Source organism: Leuconostoc pseudomesenteroides KCTC 3652 (assembly GCF_014634745.1).
Classification (GTDB): domain Bacteria; phylum Bacillota; class Bacilli; order Lactobacillales; family Lactobacillaceae; genus Leuconostoc; species Leuconostoc pseudomesenteroides.
The window spans coordinates 354,269-372,566 of the sequence record NZ_BMBP01000002.1 but is presented as its reverse complement, the minus strand read 5'-3'; the positions used below and the strand labels follow the sequence as shown (position 1 = coordinate 372,566).

The window sequence follows — 18,298 nt, the reverse complement described above, 5'->3', positions numbered from 1 at the left end:
TTGATTCACAAAATAAATTTGGAGGTGCCAGACAATAGCACGTCAACCACGACAAGTTGATCTAGTCAACGAAAATATCCGCGCACCACGTGTTTTGCTTATCCATGATGGTAAGCAAGAAGAAATGTCAACACGTGATGCCCAACAATTAGCGAATGATGCAGACCTTGATTTGGTATTGGTACAGGCTAACGCTGAAGTGCCAGTTGCCAAAATCATGGACTGGGGTAAAGCGAAGTTCGAAGCGCAAAAAAAGCAAAAAGAACAACGTAAGAACCAAAAAATTGTTCAAGTTAAAGAAGTTCGTATGTCACCGGTGATTGATTCAGGCGATTTCGAAACACGCAAAAAAGCAGCGATTAAGTTTTTGTCGCAAGGCAACAAGGTTAAGTTGAATTTGCGTTTCCGTGGTCGTATGATTACTCACCAAGACATCGGGCGTGGGGTCTTAGACCGCATGGCTGAAGAACTTGATGACATCGCCAAGGTGGAACAACGTGCCAAAATGGATGGCCGCCAAATGTTTTTGGTCTTGGCACCACGCGATGCCAAGTAAGTAAGGGTTTAGTCGCTTGTTTAATCAAGCATAAACAAAAATCGTAAAGTAGGAGAATTGGTCACATGCCAAAGATGAAGACACACCGCGCATCAGCAAAGCGCTTTAAGAAGACAGCTAACGGTGGCTTGAAGTCAGCTTCAGCTTATACTTCACACCGTTTCCACGGTAAGACAAAGAAGCAACGTCGTCAATTGCGTGGCACACGCATGATGGATTCAACGACTGTTAAGACATACGCTAAGATGTTGAGCACGCTCTAATTTCAAGGTAAGTCTAATTATTTAATTTCTAGGAGGAAATACCCATGCGAGTTAAGGGTGGTACAGTATCACGCGCACGTCGTAAAAAGTTTGTTAAGTTGGCCAAGGGTTACCGTGGACAACGTCGTATTAATTTTAAGGTTGCTAAGCAACAAGTTTACAAGTCATACTTGTATGCATACCGTGATCGTAAGAACACAAAGCGTAACTTCCGTAAGCTATGGATTGCTCGTATCAACGCAGCAGCCCGTATGAACGGTTTGTCATACTCAAAGTTGATGCATGGTTTGACATTGGCCGGTGTTGAATTGAACCGTAAGATGTTAGCTGATCTTGCTGTTTCTGATTTTGACACATTCTCAAAGTTGGCTGAGCAAGCAAAGTCTGCATTGTCATCAGAAAATGTTTTGGTACAAGAACGTACTGCAGCAACAACTGAAACGACAGTAGCCGTACAACGCTAATTTAAAAAACGCAATAAGCGTTTTTTTTTGACTAAAATTAGAGGTTGACAAAATAAATGATATTTGGTTTAATATTAGTAATAAATAAATGAGAAGATAACATGACAAATCAATTCGCGACAACAAAACAAATTATTATCAGCATTATTATCATTAGTTAGTGATAAGTGCTGAAATTTTTTGCGCCTATCAGACAAAACATGATAGGTAGCTGATTTGATATGTTGAAAGACTAGCTGCTAAAAAAGGTGGCTAGTCTTTTTTATTTTCATCATACAGGGAGAAGAGGGATTGGTATGAATATTCAGATGATTTAGTGAGTTACATCAAGCAAAAACGTATACTATTATGGAGAAAAGAAATGGACGAAAAGAAATTAACGTGGCAAAAGTTGGTATTAGTGGCATCACTAATATTTGGAATGTTTTTTGGAGCAGGAAACTTAATTTTTCCTGTTCAGTTAGGTCAATTATCGGGTGGCAACTGGCTACCAGCAACGGTTGGATTTTTGATTACTGGTACTATTGTGCCATTTTTGGCAATGATGGCGGTGAGTGTCACCAATAGTCAAAGTGTTTACGATATTGCCAAACCAGTCGCACCTTGGTTTGGAACAGTATTTTTAGTTGCTATTCACATGACAATCGGACCTTTTTTTGGAACACCGCGTACAGCAGCAACGGCGTTTTCAATGGGCGTAGCACCATTTGTGCCTGTTAAATATCAAGGATTAGCAATGTTAGTTTTCTCGGCTGTCTTCTTTGGATTGGCTTACTTTCTAACAGTTAAAGAATCAGGCTTATTGAAATGGGTGGGACGATATCTTAATCCGCTATTCTTGGGACTATTGTTATTAGTGTTGGTATTATCGTTAGTTATGCCAATGGGCAACACGCATCAAACGGTATCTGCGGCGTATCAAAGTAATGCCGCTTTTCAGGGGATTTTAGATGGGTATAATACAATGGATGGCATAGCCTTGTTGGCATTAGCTGTTTCAGTTGTATATGCTGTCAAAGGCTTAGGATTCCACAAAAATCAAGTATCGACTGTATTAGCAAAGGCAGGTTTGTTAAGTATCGTCGCGGAAGCGGTGATTTACGCAGCGCTAGTTCTGGTTGGCACTAGTAGTTTGGGATTGTTCAAACCATCAGCAAATGGTGGTGATGCCTTTGCTCAAATCGTTGGTCATTACATGGGTAACTTTGGGACGGCGTTGACTGGCGTTATCGTGACCTTAGCGGTTTTCACTACTGCTATGGGATTGTTCGTCTCCTTCTCACAAGACATGCATCGTGTGTTTCCAAAAGTGAGTTATCTTTGGTGGTTGCGTGTGATTGCGTTTGGATCATTTGTCACAGCTAATGCAGGATTGACTAATATCGTTGCTTGGTCAGTGCCGGTTTTGATGCTATTGTATCCATTCGCTTTAGTGCTCATTTTATTGTCACTTTTCAGCAAATATTTCAAGCACTCAGCGCTAGTGTATCGCGTTGTTGTGGCTGCTGTCACTGTACCTGCTGCCTTAGATGCACTTGCTAGTTCGCCTTTGGTGTCGTTGGGTAGTGTACAGCGTGTTGTGAATGGTTATCACCAGTTTGTACCATTTGCCGCACTTGGATTTGGATGGGTTTTCCCAGCAACAGTTGGTGCGCTTGTTGGTTTGTGTGCCTATGTTGTTACTAGTCGACAAGCCGCTACCGCACTTGATTAGTCACCAAATCATTCTGTGAATGATATTTTTATCCGGATACCGCAATTTTTTGGTATAATTTAAGATAGTAAATTGAATTGGAAGGAAATAATGAATACGGCGTTGTCAGTCGATTCGTTTGTGTTCATTCAAAAACTATCATGGGAAAATTTGTTGAAATGGATCATCCGTTGATCCAACATAAGCTCACAATGATTCGTAACAAAAATGTTGGCACTAAGGATTTTCGAGCATTAGTCGACGAAATTGCAATGTTGATGACTTATGAAGCTAGTCGCGATTTGCAACTCGAAGATGTTGTTGTCGAGACGCCAGTAGCGACAACAACTAAAAAGCAATTGGCAGGTAAAAAGCTAGCAGTCGTGCCAATTCTGCGTGCCGGATTGGGAATGGTTGATGGCATTGTACAATTAATTCCAGCAGCCAAAATTGGTCATATTGGTATGTATCGTGATGAAACAACACTTGAACCGGTGGAATATTTCATTAAATTACCTGAAGATATTGATCAACGTGACGTATTGTTGGTTGATCCTATGTTGGCAACCGGTGGATCAGCTAAGGATGCTATTTCTGCTTTAAAGAAGCGTGGTGCTAAGCATATTAAGTTAATTACATTGGTGTCAGCACCAGAAGGTGTTAAGGCTGTTCAAGATGCACATCCAGATGTTGATATCTATACAGGATCATTAGATGAAGGTCTGAATGAACATGGCTATATTGTTCCAGGTCTAGGGGATGCTGGTGATCGTTTATTCGGTACAATGTAATATTTTTGTTTAATGAAAGTTCACATTTTGTGAACTTTTTTGTCTGTATTGAATATTAAGGTTCATTTTGTGTTATACTATTTTACAATTATGTAACAAACGATAAAAGGGGAGAATTGCTCATGCAAAGGCGTTCAAAAATGCGTCCAAAAAAGCGACATACAGTACGAAATATTATTTTAACGATTATTGGACTATTCGTAGTTGGTGGCGTTGCAACAGGTTCATACGCTTATTATAAAGTTAATAGCACAATTACTAAAATGCAGAAGTCATCAAAGACGACAAAATCTGCGGATAAGATCACGACTAGCAAAAAACCTGTTTCTTATTTGTTATTAGGAACAGATACTGGCGAATTGGGACGCGACTATAAAGGGCGTACAGATACAATGATTGTCATGACCATCAATCCCAAAACTAATGTCACGACAATGACATCAATCCCACGTGATACGTTAGTAACAGTCGGTGGTCAACAAATGAAAATCAATGCTGCCTACGCTTATGGATCGGCTGATTCAGCGGTGTCAGCTGTTGAAAATCTGCTGAATATTGATATCAATGGTGGCTATATCTTGATTAACATGGGTGGTTTGGTAAAAATGGTTGACGCTGTTGGTGGCGTTGATGTCACATCACCACTGACGTTTACCACCGCAGGTGACACAACACAAGCGGATTCAAAAAGCCAATACTCATTTGTTTCCGGCAAGACTTATCACATGGATGGCAATGAAGCGTTAGCATTCTCACGAATGAGACACGAAGATCCTAATGGTGATTATGGTCGTCAAATGAGGCAGCAACTCGTTATCAAGGCTGTCTTGAAGAACTCAGCAAAAGTTGGTACATTATTTAATGACTCACTGCTAACGACAATTTCTAACAATGTTCAAACAGATGTTTCAACAACGTCTATGAAAAATTTGGCGCTTAGCTATCGTAATGCTTTCGGAACGGTCAAGCAGGATCAACTCAAAGGAACGACTCAAACTATTAGTGGGTTGGGTTCAACCGAAGTGATGAGCCAAACAGAGATTGAACGTGTTCATGAGTCTATCTCACAGCAAATGGTACAGTAACAGTAAGCACGCAATTGCGTGCTTTTTATTTGGGGGTGAAATGCTATAATAAAATGGAGTATTAAAAATGGAAAGAAGTCAAAAATGATTCAGTTAAAATCACCACGAGAAATTGAAGCTATGCGTCAATCAGGCGCTATTATTGCTGGTATGCACCTTATGTTGCGCGACTTAATTAAGCCAGGTATCGACACTTGGGAAATTGAAACGAAATCACGCGAGTATATTGAAAGTCATGGTGGCGTGCCACTTCAAATCGGGTTTGAGGGATTCAAGTATGCCACAACAATTAGTATCAATAACGAAGTTGCTCATGGACTGCCTCGTAAAGGGTTGAAGCTTAAAAATGGTGACTTAGTCAAAGTTGATACAGTTGTTGGATTAGATGGCGCTGTGTCAGACTCCGCTTGGTCTTATGCAGTCGGCGAAGTCACACCAGAAATTAAAGACTTGATGGCTGTTACTAAGAAAGCAATGTACTTGGGCATTGACCAAGCCGTTGTTGGCAACCGCATTGGTGACATTGGCAATGCGATTCAACAATATACAGAAGTTGAACATCATTATGGCGATGTGCGTGAGTATATTGGTCATGGTGTTGGACCAACAATGCATGAAGAACCTAATGTACCACATTATGGGACACCGGGTCACGGCGTTCGTTTACGTGAAGGCATGGTGATTACAATCGAACCGATGATTAACATTGGTGGTTGGAAAGTCAATACAGATCATACCGAAGAAGATGGTTGGACTGTTACAACGGCTGATGGTTCATGGTCAGCACAATATGAACATACTTTGGCGATCACAAAAGATGGTCCAAAAATTTTGACCAGTCAAGATCCTGAATTTGATAGTAAATATTTGTAATTTATAAAAAGCACTATGCAACTGTATTTAATGCAGTTGCATAGTGCTTTTTTTGTGAACAAATTAATGATAAAATATGTCTTTTTATTGATAAAAAGTGTTATTATTGATAAAAAGTGTTACTAATGAAGGGGTAATTACCATGATCGATTTACATAGTCACTTATTACCCAACGTTGATGATGGTTCAAAGTCACTTAGAGCGTCGATTCGAATGGCAAAAGCAGCAGTTGATAATGATGTAACGGTCGCGCTTATGACACCCCATCATATGAATGGGCATTATGTGAATCATAAACCAGATGTTATTCGGTTAACTGAAGAATTTCAAAGTCACTTAGATAACAATCATATTCCATTGCAAGTTTTTCCCTCGCAAGAAGTTAGGATAAACGGGGATTTACTTCAAGCTTTAGATAATGATGACATTTTGTTTGCCGATGAGTCTAACCGTTACTTATTGTTAGAGTTTCCTGATGATGATGTGCCTACTTACAGCACAGATATGATTTTTCAAATCATGCAACGTGGTATTACGGTCGAAATTGCTCATCCAGAAAGAAATACCAAAATTATGTCAACGCCAAGCATTCTATTTGATTTAATCGAAGCGGGTGCGTTGGCTCAGGTAACTGCTAGTTCTTATGTGGGAACATTTGGAAAAAAAGTTGAGAAATTTGCTGAGCAAATTCTTAGTCATAATCTAGCGCATGTTTTTGTGTCTGATGCCCATGACTTGCCTAACCGTCGTTATGAATTGGCTGAGGCAATGGTTAAAGTTGAAAAGCAGTTAGGTAAAGCGTATCAGCAATTGTTGGAGAGCAATGCTGAAGCTATTTTAGATGGCAATGATGTCACAACGCTTTTACCAGAGCCCATTGTAAAAAGAAAGTTTTTTAGTAAATTTTAGAGAAGAGAGAGATTGAAGAACCATGAATAACGTTCTTGAACTGCGCCAATTATGGCATATCATTCAAAAGCATTTTTTTGCGCTTATTTTTATGGCTATTATTGGCGCTTGTGCTGGTTATGGTGTGGCTAAATTTGTTATTGCACCTACTTATAGTTCAGCTACTAGTATGCTAGTTAACCGATCAGCTGATGATACGAGTACTGCCACAGCCAACTTGTCTGATCAACAGGCGGATGTCCAGCTGATCAATACATATAAAAATTTAATTATTTCAAGCAATGTGTTAGGAACTGTTTCTGATAAACTAGAAAATCCAGCACCAATTGTCGTTCAGAAGGCTAAAGATGCTGTGTATGAAACACTCGCAGATGGCACACGACGCTTAGTCACACCAGCTCAAAAAGAAATAACCAAGCCTTCTAACAAAACAAAGTACCATCTTTCAGTTGATGAATTGAAAAGCATGGTCACGATTAGCAGCCAACAAAATTCACAAGTCTTTTCAATTAATGTTAAATCTAAAGATCCAAAACTAGCCGCAGACGTAGCTAATGAAGTGGCTGATGTCTTTAAAGACAAAATCGGTGGCTTTATGAAAATTAATAACGTTTCAATTGTTGATTCAGCAAAAGCCAATAAGAAACCTGTCTCACCAAATACTAAGTTATTTACGTTAGCTGGATTAGTTGTTCTTGGCGGACTAACTTTCCTTTATATGCTAATTAAAGAATTGGCAGACACGACGATTAAGTCTCCGGATGAAGTCTCACAATTATTTGGTTTGACTAACTTAGGTGTTATTGGTCATGTTAAGCCAATCAAAAACTTCAGTATGGCGCCTTCAAGTACTACTTCAGTTAAGATAAACCAGAGTAGTGGGGCACAGCGCTCTCGCTTGAGTCGTTTAGATCGGGAGTAAAGGGGAGGAGATAATTATGAGTTTTTTTAAGAAACAATCAAGTGTCGGTAAAGATGGTTTGTCTGTTGAAACAATGACTAAGGGCGCTAGATTGATTACAGCAGCTGAACCAAAAAATCCTGTGTCAGAACAATTTCGTACTTTGCGAACTAATATTGAGTTTGCTGCAGTATCTAGAGGCGAAATTAAAACATTATTAATCTCTTCGGCATTGCCATCTGAAGGCAAGTCCACGGTAACTTCAAACTTAGCAATTGTCTATGCCCAGCAAGGCAAGAAAGTATTATTAGTTGACGCTGATTTGCGACGCCCAACTGTGGCAGTTACCTTTGGCTTAAATCGTAATTCGGCTGGCTTAACGAATTACTTAGGCGATAATCATAAAGAAATCAGTGATGTTGTTCATCGTACTGCTATGGATAATTTGGATGTGGTAACATCAGGACCAATCCCACCCAACCCAGCTGAATTATTGGGTTCGGGCAGAATGACCGAATTAGTGACTCAGCTTAAGTCACAGTATGATTTGATTATCTTTGATGTACCACCATTCTTGATGGTAACAGATGCGCAAGTCCTTATGTCTAAAGTCGATGGTGTGGCGATAGTTGTGAACGGTGGAAAAACCAATAAAGGCGCCTTGCAACGAACAAACGAAATTTTAAAAATTGCTGAAGCACCTGTATTAGGATTTATTTATAATGACCAAAGTCGTAGAAAGAAAGGGAGTTCAGGATACGGCTATGGTTATGGATACGGCTATGGTTATGGAGATACCAAGTCGAAATAGTTGATTAATAGGGATGACAGAGAGAGGAGAAAGGGCTTTTGGTGTACAGACGGTTTTTAAAACGATTGTTTGATTTTCTGTTAGCATTGTTTTTATTTATAATTTTACTTCTGCCCTTGCTTATTATTGCTTTAATTGTCAAACTCACATCAAAGGGGCCAATTTTATTCATTCAGGAGCGTTATGGTCGCAATTCACGTCCGTTTAAATTATATAAATTTCGTTCAATGACTGATTCAGCACCTCAAATTGCTAATTCAAAGTTCACAGATATTCAGAATTATATTACGCCTTTTGGCATGTTTATTAGAAAAACATCACTCGATGAGCTGCCACAGTTGTGGAATATTATTAAGGGGGATATGAGCTTCATTGGGCCAAGACCACTAGCTAATACTGATATTAAAGTCATCGAGTTGAGAAAGCAAAATGGTGGTGATTCTGTTCTCCCGGGAATTTCGGGCTTAGCACAGGTTAATGGTCGGAATAAGCTAACAGATGTGGATAAGGCTTCTTATGATGGTAAATATGCTGCTAATGTTAGCTTTCATGTCGATGTATTATTGACAGTTGAAACAGTTTTCTCGGTTTTAAAGAGAGATGGAGTATTCAAAGAGACTCTGATTGATGAAACGAATAAGATTGAACTAGAGAGGGAGCAAAGTGAGCAAGAAAGTATTGATGTTAGCAGCAAAGGCTAACATGATTCAACAATTTAACCATCGGAATATTAAGATACTGCAAAGTCTTGGCTATGAAGTTCACGTTGCAACTAATATGGTTGATTTTGGTTCAATGAGTACGGACGAAAATGAGCGTTTTAAAATATGGATGAGTGACAATAATATCATCGCACATCAGGTTGATTTTGAGCGTCGTATGGGAACATTAAAAGGAAATATTCGCTCAATTCGCCAGTTACGTGAGATTTTTAAAACTAATGATTTTAGCTTTATTCATGTCCACTCACCACTTGGGAGTATATTGGGACGGTTTGTTGCAAAACAGTTTAAAGTCCCAGCCATTTATACAGCACATGGTTTTCATTTTTTTAAAGGAGGACCTAAAAGTGGTTGGATAGTTTTTTATCCGTTGGAATGGCTGTTTTCTTTTTTTACTGATACGCTAATTACAATTAATGATGAAGATTATGCTCTCGCAAAGAAACACATGCATGCTAATAAGGTTGTGAAAATTAATGGCATTGGTGTAGATGTTAAAAACAAATGGTTAGTTACAGATGCAGAGAGGAAAAATGCAAGGCATAGTATCAGACAGGAACTGAACATTCCAGAAGACGCATTTTTGTTGTCATCAGTTGGTGAGTTAAGTGACCGAAAAAATCATCGTGTTGTATTAGAAGCGTTGCGGTTAATGTCAGATGATGAACTTTCGAATATATACTATGTGATTGCTGGAACTGGTAATAATGGTGATTTGTTAAGAAATTTTGCTCAAACATTTAATTTTGAAAATCATTTTCATTTATTAGGTTATCGTTCTGATATTGATGATATCAATTATGCAAGTGACGTTTCTATCTTTCCTTCGTTACGTGAAGGGCTGGGTGTGGCTGGACTAGATGCGACAGTTGATGGTACATATTTACTCGGGACAAAAAAAAGGGGGGTCTCTGACTATATCAGAGACGATGTGAATGGTAATTTATTTGCTCCCGATTCCCCTGAAGAATTAAATCAGTTGATTAGAAAATGCCTAATGGACACACCAAAGACAAAGCATTTTGATTTTTTGAAGTGTTTTGACTATGGAAAGGTTGACAAAGTGATGACGGAAATATATGGAGGCTATGAATGATGAGTAAGGATCCTGATTTTCCAATTGACTTCGTGATTCCGTGGGTTGATGGCGCAGATCCAATTTGGCAAGAAAAAAAAACAAAATATCAAGGTAATGCTTCAACAGAGGGCAACTCTAATCAGCGATTTGAAGACTTTGGTACGTTGAAGTATCTATTTCGGTCAATTGAAAAGTATGCTAATTGGGTGAATAAGATCTGGTTAATCACAGATCAGCAAGTTCCTGAATGGCTTGCCAATAATCCTCAGGTTCAAGTTGTAGATCATAAGGATTACATACCAGCAAAGTATCTGCCAACCTTTAATTCTAATGTGATTGAGCTCAATATTTGGCGTATTGCTGATTTATCAGAGCATTTTGTATTGTTGAATGATGATTTATTATTTGTAAGTGATACTAAAAGGAGTGATTTTTTTTCAGATAAAGGGAAACCCAAAGATATTGCGGCACAGTCTGTATTTATGCCACGTGATGATTTTGCTCATATTCCTGTCAATAATATATCGTTAATCAACCAAGAGTTTAGTAAAAGACAATGGTTGAAAAATAATTGGCAAGTGGCCTTTAATTATAGAAATGGTGTTGGATTAAATATATTGTCAATCATGTTATCGCCATTACCATACATTACCCGTTTTTTTGAACCACATGTTGGTACAGCGTATTTGAAAAGTAATTTTGTTAAAGTTTGGGAATTATTTCCGGAAAAGCTTGAACTGACTAGTCAAAACAAATTTAGAGAAATTAACGAAGTATCACATTGGTTAGTACGCTATTATCAGATTATGACGGGACAGATTAAGGCTAGGAGCCACAGTTTTGGTAGATATTTTAATGTCACACAGGATAGTGAATTGAAAGAATTCATGAAGAGACCCACTTCTAAGATGATTGTTTTAAATGATGATTATCAGGACAACCAATCAGATAATTTACATGTTCAAAAATCTATGCAATTACTAGAAGTTTTTTTGAGTAAAAAAAGTGAATATGAGAGATAATGTATGCCAATTTTATCAATAATAATTCCGTCTCGGAATACTGAAGCTTACATCGAACAAGCAGTAGAAAGCATAACAAATCAAGAACGATATAATAGGAATGATATAGAAATTATTATTGTAGATGATGTCTCATCTGATAATACGATTAATGTTGTTAATCGTATTAACTATCATAATAGAATTAAAATCATTCAAAATGTAGATAATGTTGGTCTTGGAGAGAGCCGTAATATTGGTGTTCGCCAAGCTACTGGAAAGTATATTGCTTATCTAGATGGAGATGATTACATTGCTAATGACTATCTAAGAACCGTATTACCTTATTTATATGATGATAATTATGATATGATATTGTTTAATTATAGTCGCTTTTATGATGAATCAGGTATTATTTATGAGACTAGCCACATTAGCCTTGCTGCGGACAAGCAGTATACGGCAGCATGGAATAAAATAATTAAACGATCCGTTGCAGTTAAAGTGCCCTTTCCAGTTAGCAATGTTAAATGGGAAGACGTATATTATACGGTTACATTAAATGAAGTTGTCAAAAATGTTACTGTGATAGAAAATCCATTATATTTTTATCGTCGACGACAGGGTTCTATTTCTTTTAATGGTACAGACATCATTGGACATAAAGATATCGTGGTAATATTTGATATGTTATTGAAGAAATTTTCAATAATGCAACTTCGAAATCCTAATGTAAGAAAGTTACTGAATAAACAGTTTTTCACGCACATGGTATTGGCTGTTAATATTGGCTTAAAAAGCATAGAGACTGAGGAAACAGTTTCAGACATACTGAATAGGTATAGGCTTTTGAACCGAGGATTAGTTCCTGCTTTTGGAGTTGGTTCGTTACGATGGCTTAAAAATATATTTTTAATTCAACTAATGAGGTGGCATCTCTTTGGTTTGACACAGTTAATATTATGTAGGATAAGGTAGGATTAAGGCGCAATGAGTATAATATTTTTAATAGGGTTTATATTCATGACGGTGAATGCTGTGTTGTTTAATGGACAAAGTAGAGTTATTCGGTATTCTTTTATATCTATTTTGTTTATATTGTTTGTCTATATTACGATGGATCAGTCTCTGACATTTGACACTTCTATTTACAATTTTTATTATAGCGACCCGGACCTAGCACACTTTGAAGTTGGTTACATATGGCTAATGAAATTCGGTAAGATGTTAGGCTTATCTTTTTATCAATTTCGAGGGTTACTATTTTTAATAGAGATATTCTTAATTTTGATCGCGTTACATCGTTTTAATATTAAAAATAAAAATCTTTTCTTGTTGTTGTATACTATTTTAAATTTTTTTGAGTCGCCAGTTCAACTCAGAAACTATTTAATGGCTACCATTGTTTTTTTAGGATTTAGTTTTATAAAGAGCCGAACTAAGTCTGGCTATATGTTATTTGTATTGCTTGTCGGGTTAGGTGCTAGCATTCAGTCTGCTGGTTTGTTTTTTCTGCCATTTGTGTTCTTTTTTGCATTTCAAGGGAAGATCATGAATAAAGTAGTGGTGTTGTATACAACAATTTTTATTTCTTTAATTGCATTCGGCCCAATTAGGGCACTGGTAACAGTTTTTGCTGCTCAATTAATGACACCGTTTGGTGTTACTGGTATGAAAGCAGTTTCTTATTTGAACCGTTTAATGCCTGGTCAAATTATTTTAGCAGATATTCCATTTACATTAGGAATATGGTATTTTTATTCTCAAATTATCAAAAAATTTCAGAGTAAAGATTCCGGAGTGAATACTCCTGTGGTGGTGAATATTGCGCTCACAGAAAAATTATTTTTTTTCTTAATATATATGTTTCCTATGTATCTCTTTGCATACAATTTTGATCGTATATTGATAGATTCATTTTTGGTGTTTTTTGTTGCTATTGTGACGTTAAGCGATTATTCACGAACTAAGTCTAAGAGCATAGTGGGTGTTGATAAGTATACTGTATTGGGAATCGTGACAACTTTGAGTTACGCTACCTTTTCATATCTATATGGTACAAAACTTGATGGTACTTTAATAGCGGTGTTATTTCATAATACATTTAATTGGTGAATTACTTTAAAAAAATAACCAATTCACTAGTAAATTATAAATGAGTGTAGGAGGCGGGTTTTTGAACTATTCTGTAATATTGTTAAACTATAATAACTCAAAAGAAACAGTGGACAATTTGAAGCGTATTATTCAATTTAAAAATTTAGATTATGCAGTAGTTGTAGACAATGGTTCTCCTACTGCGAAATATCAGTTTCTTAAAGATTTCATAGATAAAATTATTGATCCACGGATTATTTTAATTCGAAATGACAGAAATGTTGGATTTGCGAGTGGCAATAATATCGGTTTGAAATGGCTAAACAATCGTATGGAATATCATGGTGTTGTTCTCGTTATGAATCCTGATGTGATGATCACAGAAGAAAATATTGAAAGACTATCTCAAGCATTTGTTGAGTTCCCAGAGGCATTTATTGCACCAAGAATGAAAAATGGAAAATCATGGTGGGGCTTTACTAATTTAAAAAAAACGATCATTAATGATTTTTTACATATTAAGCAACATAAACAGAAATGTGATGATGTTTTAAAGAAACAGAAACAAGTTGAGGTTCTTTCAGGAGCTCTGCTAGCTGCAAAAATGGACATTTGGAAGCGGGTTGGTTTTTTTGATGAAAATACTTTTTTATACTTTGAAGAAGAGATTTTACAGTTTAGAGCACAACAACAAGGTGTAAAGAGTTATGTTTTGTTGGACAGCTGTTATGAACATATTGGTGGGACTTCTACTGGTTATGGTAGCAACAGCAATAAATTTAGAAAAGATTTGATACATGAAAAGCGGTTGCAGCAGAGCAGGAATTATTATTTTAAGGTTTATTTAAAAGTTGGAAAGATTAAACGGTTTTTATTCACTGTGTTGTGGTTCTGTTATACAGTAATTGTTTTGATAAAACGTGGATTGGTTAGAATAAATATGAATATTAAGAAAGATCTACTGTTATGATAATAATACAGATATTTACTTTTAATTTTGTAAACATGGAGTTTTTATCCACTTATAATTAATTTGACTTCAAGTACGGGATTTTTAAATAGTTTAGAAAGAATGTTAGTATATGAATTTATTAAAAGAATTTTTATGGTCTTTAAAAAAACATATTGCACTTATTTTGTTTCGAAAAAAATTCAAAGCTAGTAATGAATTTAATGAGATTATTCCAGAGAACGTTTTTCCAATGGACAAAGTTACAATTGGACGATATAGCTACGGTTATCTAAATTTCATGACATGGGGAGATAATAAAGAAAGTTTGATAATTGGAGATTTTTGCTCTATTGCATCAAATGTGGTGTTTATGGGGGGCGAAAATCACAAAATTGACTCTTTCAGTACCTTCCCATTTAAAGTAAAATTGTTGAACTATGAATTTGAAGCATTGATTAAAGGGCCAATTATTGTAAAAGATGATGTATGGATTGGCTTTGGATCTCTTATACTTTCGGGAATAACGATTGGTCAGGGAGCGGTTGTTGCAGCAGGCAGTGGGTGACTAAGGACGTCCCTCCTTACGCTATTGTTGGTGGTAATCCTGCCCGTGTCATAAGATACAGGTTTAGAAATGAACAAATCGAGAGTCTTCTTGAAAATGATGCATTTTTGGAAAAAATAAAATAGGAAAATAGTTTTAATGAACATTAAACGTCTTTTTAGAGATTTTGGCTTTGTGATATCTTCCAATTTACTTACTCTCATAATTTCAACGATTGTAATTTTGGTTGTGCCAAAATTAATCGGTGTAGAAGAATATGGTTATTGGCAACTGTTTATGTTTTATTCTGGATACTTAGGATTATTACCTTTGGGCTGGCTTGATGGTATATACCTGCGCTATGGTGGTGAGAAATATGAACGATTGAATAAATCATTATTCCATTCGCAATTCATCCTGCTTATGATCATGCAATCTTTTTTTGCCCTAATTATTATAATAGCGGCAATGATTATACATGATAAACAATACTCCTTTATTTTGTATGCTTTAGCTATTTTCTTATTAATTTATATAGCACAGTCTTTTTGTAAGTTTGTCTTGCAAATTACCAATCGCATTCGTGAGTATTCAGAAGTGACGATTTTGGCCAATGTCATTTATGTAGTAACTGTGATTAGCTTAATTGTTGTTAATGTTCGAGATTTTCGATTGCTAATCATTTCCTTTATTTTTGGTAATTTTGTGGCTTTATTATACGCTATGTATGTGTTAAAAGATTTGTTTTTTCAACATTATGCTAACAGGAAATTTTGGTCATTAGGTGAAGCCGCGATAAACATTAGAGTTGGTAGTCAATTATTGATAGCCAATGTCGCAGCGATGTTAATAATTGGTGTCGTAAGAATGGGTATTCAACATAGTTGGGGAGTAGCAACCTTTGGTAAAGTTTCGCTTACTTTGTCCATTTCTAATTTACTAATGGTTTTCATTAATGCGATTAGTTTGATAATTTTTCCAAAACTTAAAAGAATTGATCCTGACAAAGTGAATGGATTGTATTCAGTTATTCGTGACATCTTAATGCCATTAATATTTTTTGGCATGTTAATATATTTCCCAATTAGCTATTTTATTCCGTTGTGGCTACCTAAGTATGATTCAGCATTAATATATATGTCAGTTTTGTTTCCTATGATTGCCTATCAATCAAAGTTTGAAATATTATCCAATACATTTATGAAAGTGCTTCGCATGGAACGACAACTTCTGTTCATTAATGTCATTACTTTAGTAATAAGTGTTGTTTTGACAGTGATTTCTGTTTTTGTGTTACATAATTTGACTGCAACTATTTTCGTTATTATTATCGTAATGGCAATAAGGAGCACTATATCTGAACTATATGTCAAAAATAAATTGCACGTAAAGTTTTCGTCAGAGATGTTGTTGGAAACGGTGATGGTAGTATTATTTATCTTACTCTCGTGGTATTTATCAACGTTCGAAGCTATCATAGGATATATGGTGATTCTTGCACTCTACTTGTTAATTAAAAAGAATGATATTATTAGGGCTGTCAAAAGAGTAAAAATGTTGTAGAGTATATAATTTTTAATTTCATATAGTTTTCATACACCTTCTGCAAGCGACGTGTAATTTTTTTCTTTAATGAATAACCAACAATTTATTGGCTATGAATTTTTTGTTGATTACTTAGCCATTGGCTCGGGCAATTGATGTCCTTGAATAATGTTGTTTTATATAAAATTTAAGCGAAAAAGCGCCACTATCAGTTACCAGCCAGATTTATCGTAATTTGTTCAAAAAATAACCATATTTTGCGCACAAAATAATCATAGCTACTAAATAGAATAAACTTGTGCAATAGTTATGCATAATCACGATACTATATTAGTGCAAGAAAGGAGACTTGGCTGGTTTACCAGCAGACCGTGCGAAGCTTTTGGTGGTGGACATCGCTGACGCCCCATTGTTATCTGAAACGGATGCTGTGATCCATTATGCTGTCGAATATTCATGGGAATCTGTCGCTAATCGAATTATAATATGAAATTCAAAGCCGAATAAGCAATAATGATGTTAAAGAACTATGAATATTTATCAGCTAGATGTGCTTGTAAACAGCTTGATATATTTTATTTTTACTTTACAATAGTAGATTTTAGTAACGAATAGGATGAAAGCGGAGGAGTATATAATGGGGACACTTAACAGAATTTTGTATGTTATCTTCTCAAGAATTAAATATGCAAATTACTATAGAGCAATAAAACGCGGCATGATTGTAGGTGATCACTTTTTTGGTCAGAATAGTATTTATGATAAAAATTATCCATGGCTAATTAAAATTGGTAATAATGTAACGATTACACATTCAACAATATTGGCTCATGATGAATCAATGAAAAAACATTTACATGTTACAAGTGTTGGAGCAGTCACTATTGACGATAATGTATTTGTGGGATTTAACAGTACAATATTACCCGGAGTGAATATTGGATCCAATGCCATTATTGCCGCGGGCAGCCTCGTTAATCGCGATGTTAAAGCAGGAACGGTTGTCGGGGGGGTGCCAGCTAAACAAATTAAAACTGTTGATGACTTTGTAGAGAAACAACAGGTTAAACTGTCAGCTAAGCGTACGCAGATTTTAGATTATTCAGAAATATCGAATGAAATGAAAAAAGATCTCTATGCTAATCTATCAACAAACGATGATGTGCTGGCTTTTGTCAAAGATTAAGCAACCTATAGATTGGAATGATATATAGGTTTCATACAAGTTCTTTAAATAAATGGTAGAAACAAGGTAAAAGTTAGATATCCAGTTGTCGAAAAAATTAAGCCAACAGGGAAGACTAGTTCATTGAGTATTGATAGCAAATATATTGATACTATCAACGGTGTCGAGTCACATGTTGCCTCTAGTGTAAATGGTACAATTCGTGTCTCATGTGATTTCTAAGTATATATAATTAAAAATTTGGGTGTGGTCAATTCATTGAAGCAGTTGTGCCAACAAATCATAAGAATTATTGGGCATTGGATAAAAAGCCAGAATTTCAGTTCTTCCATAGTTCAGGAGTTCAAGGAGAGTTGGTACAGATTCAGTTAGTTATAATAACCCGAAAACTTTTAGACATAAAATAATAAGTTCCGTGTTTTTGGTAGCGAACTTGTCTTTACGAAGACAAATTTTAACGTTGATGGTGTGAAAAATATTAGTGATTATGGCAAATTGCCGATTACCGGACAGTGGGTGGCAAGCGTGAGCAGTTCGATTGGACTAAAAATGGCTTGCCACTAGCAATCATGCATCGTGTCGATAATGGCGATAATGGGAATGTGCAAGTTGGAGCCAAAGTCAGATTTGATGCTGGTTGGGATCGAGGTACAATTGATTATTACCAAGATAACAGTGCCACAGTAGGAATCAATTATTCAGGATACGGGACGATTTGGTACGATAGTGACTTTGCATATAATATGTAAAGTATTGGAAGCTCGCAAGTGTGATACTTGCGAGCTTTTTGTTTATTTAAACCATATATGATGTTAATTGTGAATTT

The 18,298-nt window shown here is 36.1% G+C and carries 19 protein-coding genes and 2 pseudogenes; all 21 read left to right on the top strand.

Translation table 11 applies throughout. The features are described from left to right. Window positions 1-16 precede the first annotated feature (16 nt). The 21 genes and pseudogenes from infC (at window position 17) to IEU65_RS04075 (ending at window position 18,221) form a co-directional block, all read left to right on the top strand. Complete coding sequence (gene infC, locus IEU65_RS04175; RefSeq protein WP_050799439.1) at window positions 17-556, top strand: translation initiation factor IF-3; 540 nt, start codon at window positions 17-19, stop codon at window positions 554-556. Between the two features lie 65 nt (window positions 557-621). Then, window positions 622-819, top strand: coding sequence for a 50S ribosomal protein L35 (gene rpmI, locus IEU65_RS04170; protein ID WP_002815120.1), 198 nt, complete (start codon window positions 622-624; stop codon window positions 817-819). Between the two features lie 44 nt (window positions 820-863). Continuing rightward, window positions 864-1,283 carry a 50S ribosomal protein L20 gene (gene rplT, locus IEU65_RS04165; RefSeq protein ID WP_004914648.1) on the top strand — a complete coding sequence of 140 codons (420 nt, stop codon included), beginning with the start codon at window positions 864-866 and terminating at the stop codon, window positions 1,281-1,283. A 361-nt stretch (window positions 1,284-1,644) separates the two neighbouring features. Further along, window positions 1,645-2,997: a branched-chain amino acid transport system II carrier protein gene (gene brnQ / locus IEU65_RS04160; RefSeq protein ID WP_010296406.1), complete on the top strand. Its 1,353-nt coding sequence runs from the start codon at window positions 1,645-1,647 to the stop codon at window positions 2,995-2,997. A gap of 140 nt (window positions 2,998-3,137) precedes the next feature. Beyond that, entirely contained in the window at window positions 3,138-3,767 is a 630-nt protein-coding gene (gene upp, locus IEU65_RS04155) for a uracil phosphoribosyltransferase (RefSeq protein WP_010296403.1), read from the top strand. A gap of 122 nt (window positions 3,768-3,889) precedes the next feature. Beyond that, window positions 3,890-4,852, top strand: coding sequence for an LCP family protein (locus tag IEU65_RS04150; protein ID WP_010296400.1), 963 nt, complete (start codon window positions 3,890-3,892; stop codon window positions 4,850-4,852). Between the two features lie 84 nt (window positions 4,853-4,936). Then, window positions 4,937-5,725: a type I methionyl aminopeptidase gene (gene map / locus IEU65_RS04145; RefSeq protein ID WP_010296397.1), complete on the top strand. Its 789-nt coding sequence runs from the start codon at window positions 4,937-4,939 to the stop codon at window positions 5,723-5,725. Between the two features lie 142 nt (window positions 5,726-5,867). Then, entirely contained in the window at window positions 5,868-6,635 is a 768-nt protein-coding gene (locus tag IEU65_RS04140; protein ID WP_010296392.1) for a tyrosine-protein phosphatase, read from the top strand. Window positions 6,636-6,657: 22 nt separating this feature from the next. Then, window positions 6,658-7,557, top strand: a complete 900-nt coding sequence (locus tag IEU65_RS04135; protein WP_010296388.1) for a YveK family protein — start codon at window positions 6,658-6,660, stop codon at window positions 7,555-7,557. 16 nt (window positions 7,558-7,573) lie between these two features. Then, the gene (locus IEU65_RS04130; protein WP_010296385.1) at window positions 7,574-8,347 is read left to right on the top strand and encodes a CpsD/CapB family tyrosine-protein kinase; all 774 of its coding nucleotides are present in this window, start codon (window positions 7,574-7,576) and stop codon (window positions 8,345-8,347) included. 38 nt (window positions 8,348-8,385) lie between these two features. After that, on the top strand, window positions 8,386-9,048 hold the full coding sequence (locus tag IEU65_RS04125; RefSeq protein ID WP_010296382.1) for a sugar transferase: 663 nt from the start codon (window positions 8,386-8,388) through the stop codon (window positions 9,046-9,048). Beyond that, the gene (locus IEU65_RS04120; protein ID WP_010296379.1) at window positions 9,029-10,165 is read left to right on the top strand and encodes a glycosyltransferase; all 1,137 of its coding nucleotides are present in this window, start codon (window positions 9,029-9,031) and stop codon (window positions 10,163-10,165) included. Before IEU65_RS04125 ends, IEU65_RS04120 begins: the two co-directional genes overlap by 20 nt. After that, entirely contained in the window at window positions 10,162-11,169 is a 1,008-nt protein-coding gene (locus IEU65_RS04115; protein WP_147651862.1) for a stealth family protein, read from the top strand. The genes IEU65_RS04120 and IEU65_RS04115 overlap by 4 nt, the downstream gene beginning before the upstream one ends. 3 nt (window positions 11,170-11,172) lie before the next feature. Then, window positions 11,173-12,126: a glycosyltransferase family 2 protein gene (locus tag IEU65_RS04110; RefSeq protein ID WP_010296370.1), complete on the top strand. Its 954-nt coding sequence runs from the start codon at window positions 11,173-11,175 to the stop codon at window positions 12,124-12,126. A gap of 12 nt (window positions 12,127-12,138) precedes the next feature. Further along, window positions 12,139-13,263: an EpsG family protein gene (locus tag IEU65_RS04105; protein WP_147651860.1), complete on the top strand. Its 1,125-nt coding sequence runs from the start codon at window positions 12,139-12,141 to the stop codon at window positions 13,261-13,263. Between the two features lie 40 nt (window positions 13,264-13,303). Further along, window positions 13,304-14,215, top strand: coding sequence for a glycosyltransferase family 2 protein (locus tag IEU65_RS04100; protein ID WP_147651858.1), 912 nt, complete (start codon window positions 13,304-13,306; stop codon window positions 14,213-14,215). 112 nt (window positions 14,216-14,327) lie between these two features. Further along, window positions 14,328-14,762 carry an LbetaH domain-containing protein gene (locus tag IEU65_RS10460; protein WP_010296359.1) on the top strand — a complete coding sequence of 145 codons (435 nt, stop codon included), beginning with the start codon at window positions 14,328-14,330 and terminating at the stop codon, window positions 14,760-14,762. A 138-nt stretch (window positions 14,763-14,900) separates the two neighbouring features. Then, complete coding sequence (locus IEU65_RS04090; RefSeq protein WP_168441514.1) at window positions 14,901-16,304, top strand: lipopolysaccharide biosynthesis protein; 1,404 nt, start codon at window positions 14,901-14,903, stop codon at window positions 16,302-16,304. 322 nt (window positions 16,305-16,626) lie between these two features. Next, window positions 16,627-16,737 (top strand): annotated as a pseudogene (locus tag IEU65_RS04085) (dTDP-glucose 4,6-dehydratase); the annotation flags it as partial. 165 nt (window positions 16,738-16,902) lie between these two features. After that, a pseudogene (locus IEU65_RS04080) lies at window positions 16,903-17,319 on the top strand (acyltransferase); the annotation flags it as partial. Window positions 17,320-17,984: 665 nt separating this feature from the next. After that, entirely contained in the window at window positions 17,985-18,221 is a 237-nt protein-coding gene (locus IEU65_RS04075) for a hypothetical protein (protein ID WP_010296342.1), read from the top strand. Window positions 18,222-18,298: the final 77 nt, after the last annotated feature.

Bases quoted from the DNA above. Each gene is read 5' to 3' on its own strand.
- rpmI (WP_002815120.1), top strand. From the start codon at position 622: ATGCCAAAGATGAAGACACACCGCGCATCAGCAAAGCGCTTTAAGAAG.
- rplT (WP_004914648.1), top strand. From the start codon at position 864: ATGCGAGTTAAGGGTGGTACAGTATCACGCGCACGTCGTAAAAAGTTT.
- brnQ (WP_010296406.1), top strand. From the start codon at position 1,645: ATGGACGAAAAGAAATTAACGTGGCAAAAGTTGGTATTAGTGGCATCA.
- upp (WP_010296403.1), top strand. From the start codon at position 3,138: ATGGGAAAATTTGTTGAAATGGATCATCCGTTGATCCAACATAAGCTC.
- IEU65_RS04150 (WP_010296400.1), top strand. From the start codon at position 3,890: ATGCAAAGGCGTTCAAAAATGCGTCCAAAAAAGCGACATACAGTACGA.
- map (WP_010296397.1), top strand. From the start codon at position 4,937: ATGATTCAGTTAAAATCACCACGAGAAATTGAAGCTATGCGTCAATCA.
- IEU65_RS04140 (WP_010296392.1), top strand. From the start codon at position 5,868: ATGATCGATTTACATAGTCACTTATTACCCAACGTTGATGATGGTTCA.
- IEU65_RS04135 (WP_010296388.1), top strand. From the start codon at position 6,658: ATGAATAACGTTCTTGAACTGCGCCAATTATGGCATATCATTCAAAAG.
- IEU65_RS04130 (WP_010296385.1), top strand. From the start codon at position 7,574: ATGAGTTTTTTTAAGAAACAATCAAGTGTCGGTAAAGATGGTTTGTCT.
- IEU65_RS04120 (WP_010296379.1), top strand. From the start codon at position 9,029: ATGTTAGCAGCAAAGGCTAACATGATTCAACAATTTAACCATCGGAAT.
- IEU65_RS04115 (WP_147651862.1), top strand. From the start codon at position 10,162: ATGATGAGTAAGGATCCTGATTTTCCAATTGACTTCGTGATTCCGTGG.
- IEU65_RS04110 (WP_010296370.1), top strand. From the start codon at position 11,173: ATGCCAATTTTATCAATAATAATTCCGTCTCGGAATACTGAAGCTTAC.
- IEU65_RS04105 (WP_147651860.1), top strand. From the start codon at position 12,139: ATGAGTATAATATTTTTAATAGGGTTTATATTCATGACGGTGAATGCT.
- IEU65_RS04100 (WP_147651858.1), top strand. From the start codon at position 13,304: ATGAGTGTAGGAGGCGGGTTTTTGAACTATTCTGTAATATTGTTAAAC.
- IEU65_RS10460 (WP_010296359.1), top strand. From the start codon at position 14,328: ATGAATTTATTAAAAGAATTTTTATGGTCTTTAAAAAAACATATTGCA.
- IEU65_RS04090 (WP_168441514.1), top strand. From the start codon at position 14,901: ATGAACATTAAACGTCTTTTTAGAGATTTTGGCTTTGTGATATCTTCC.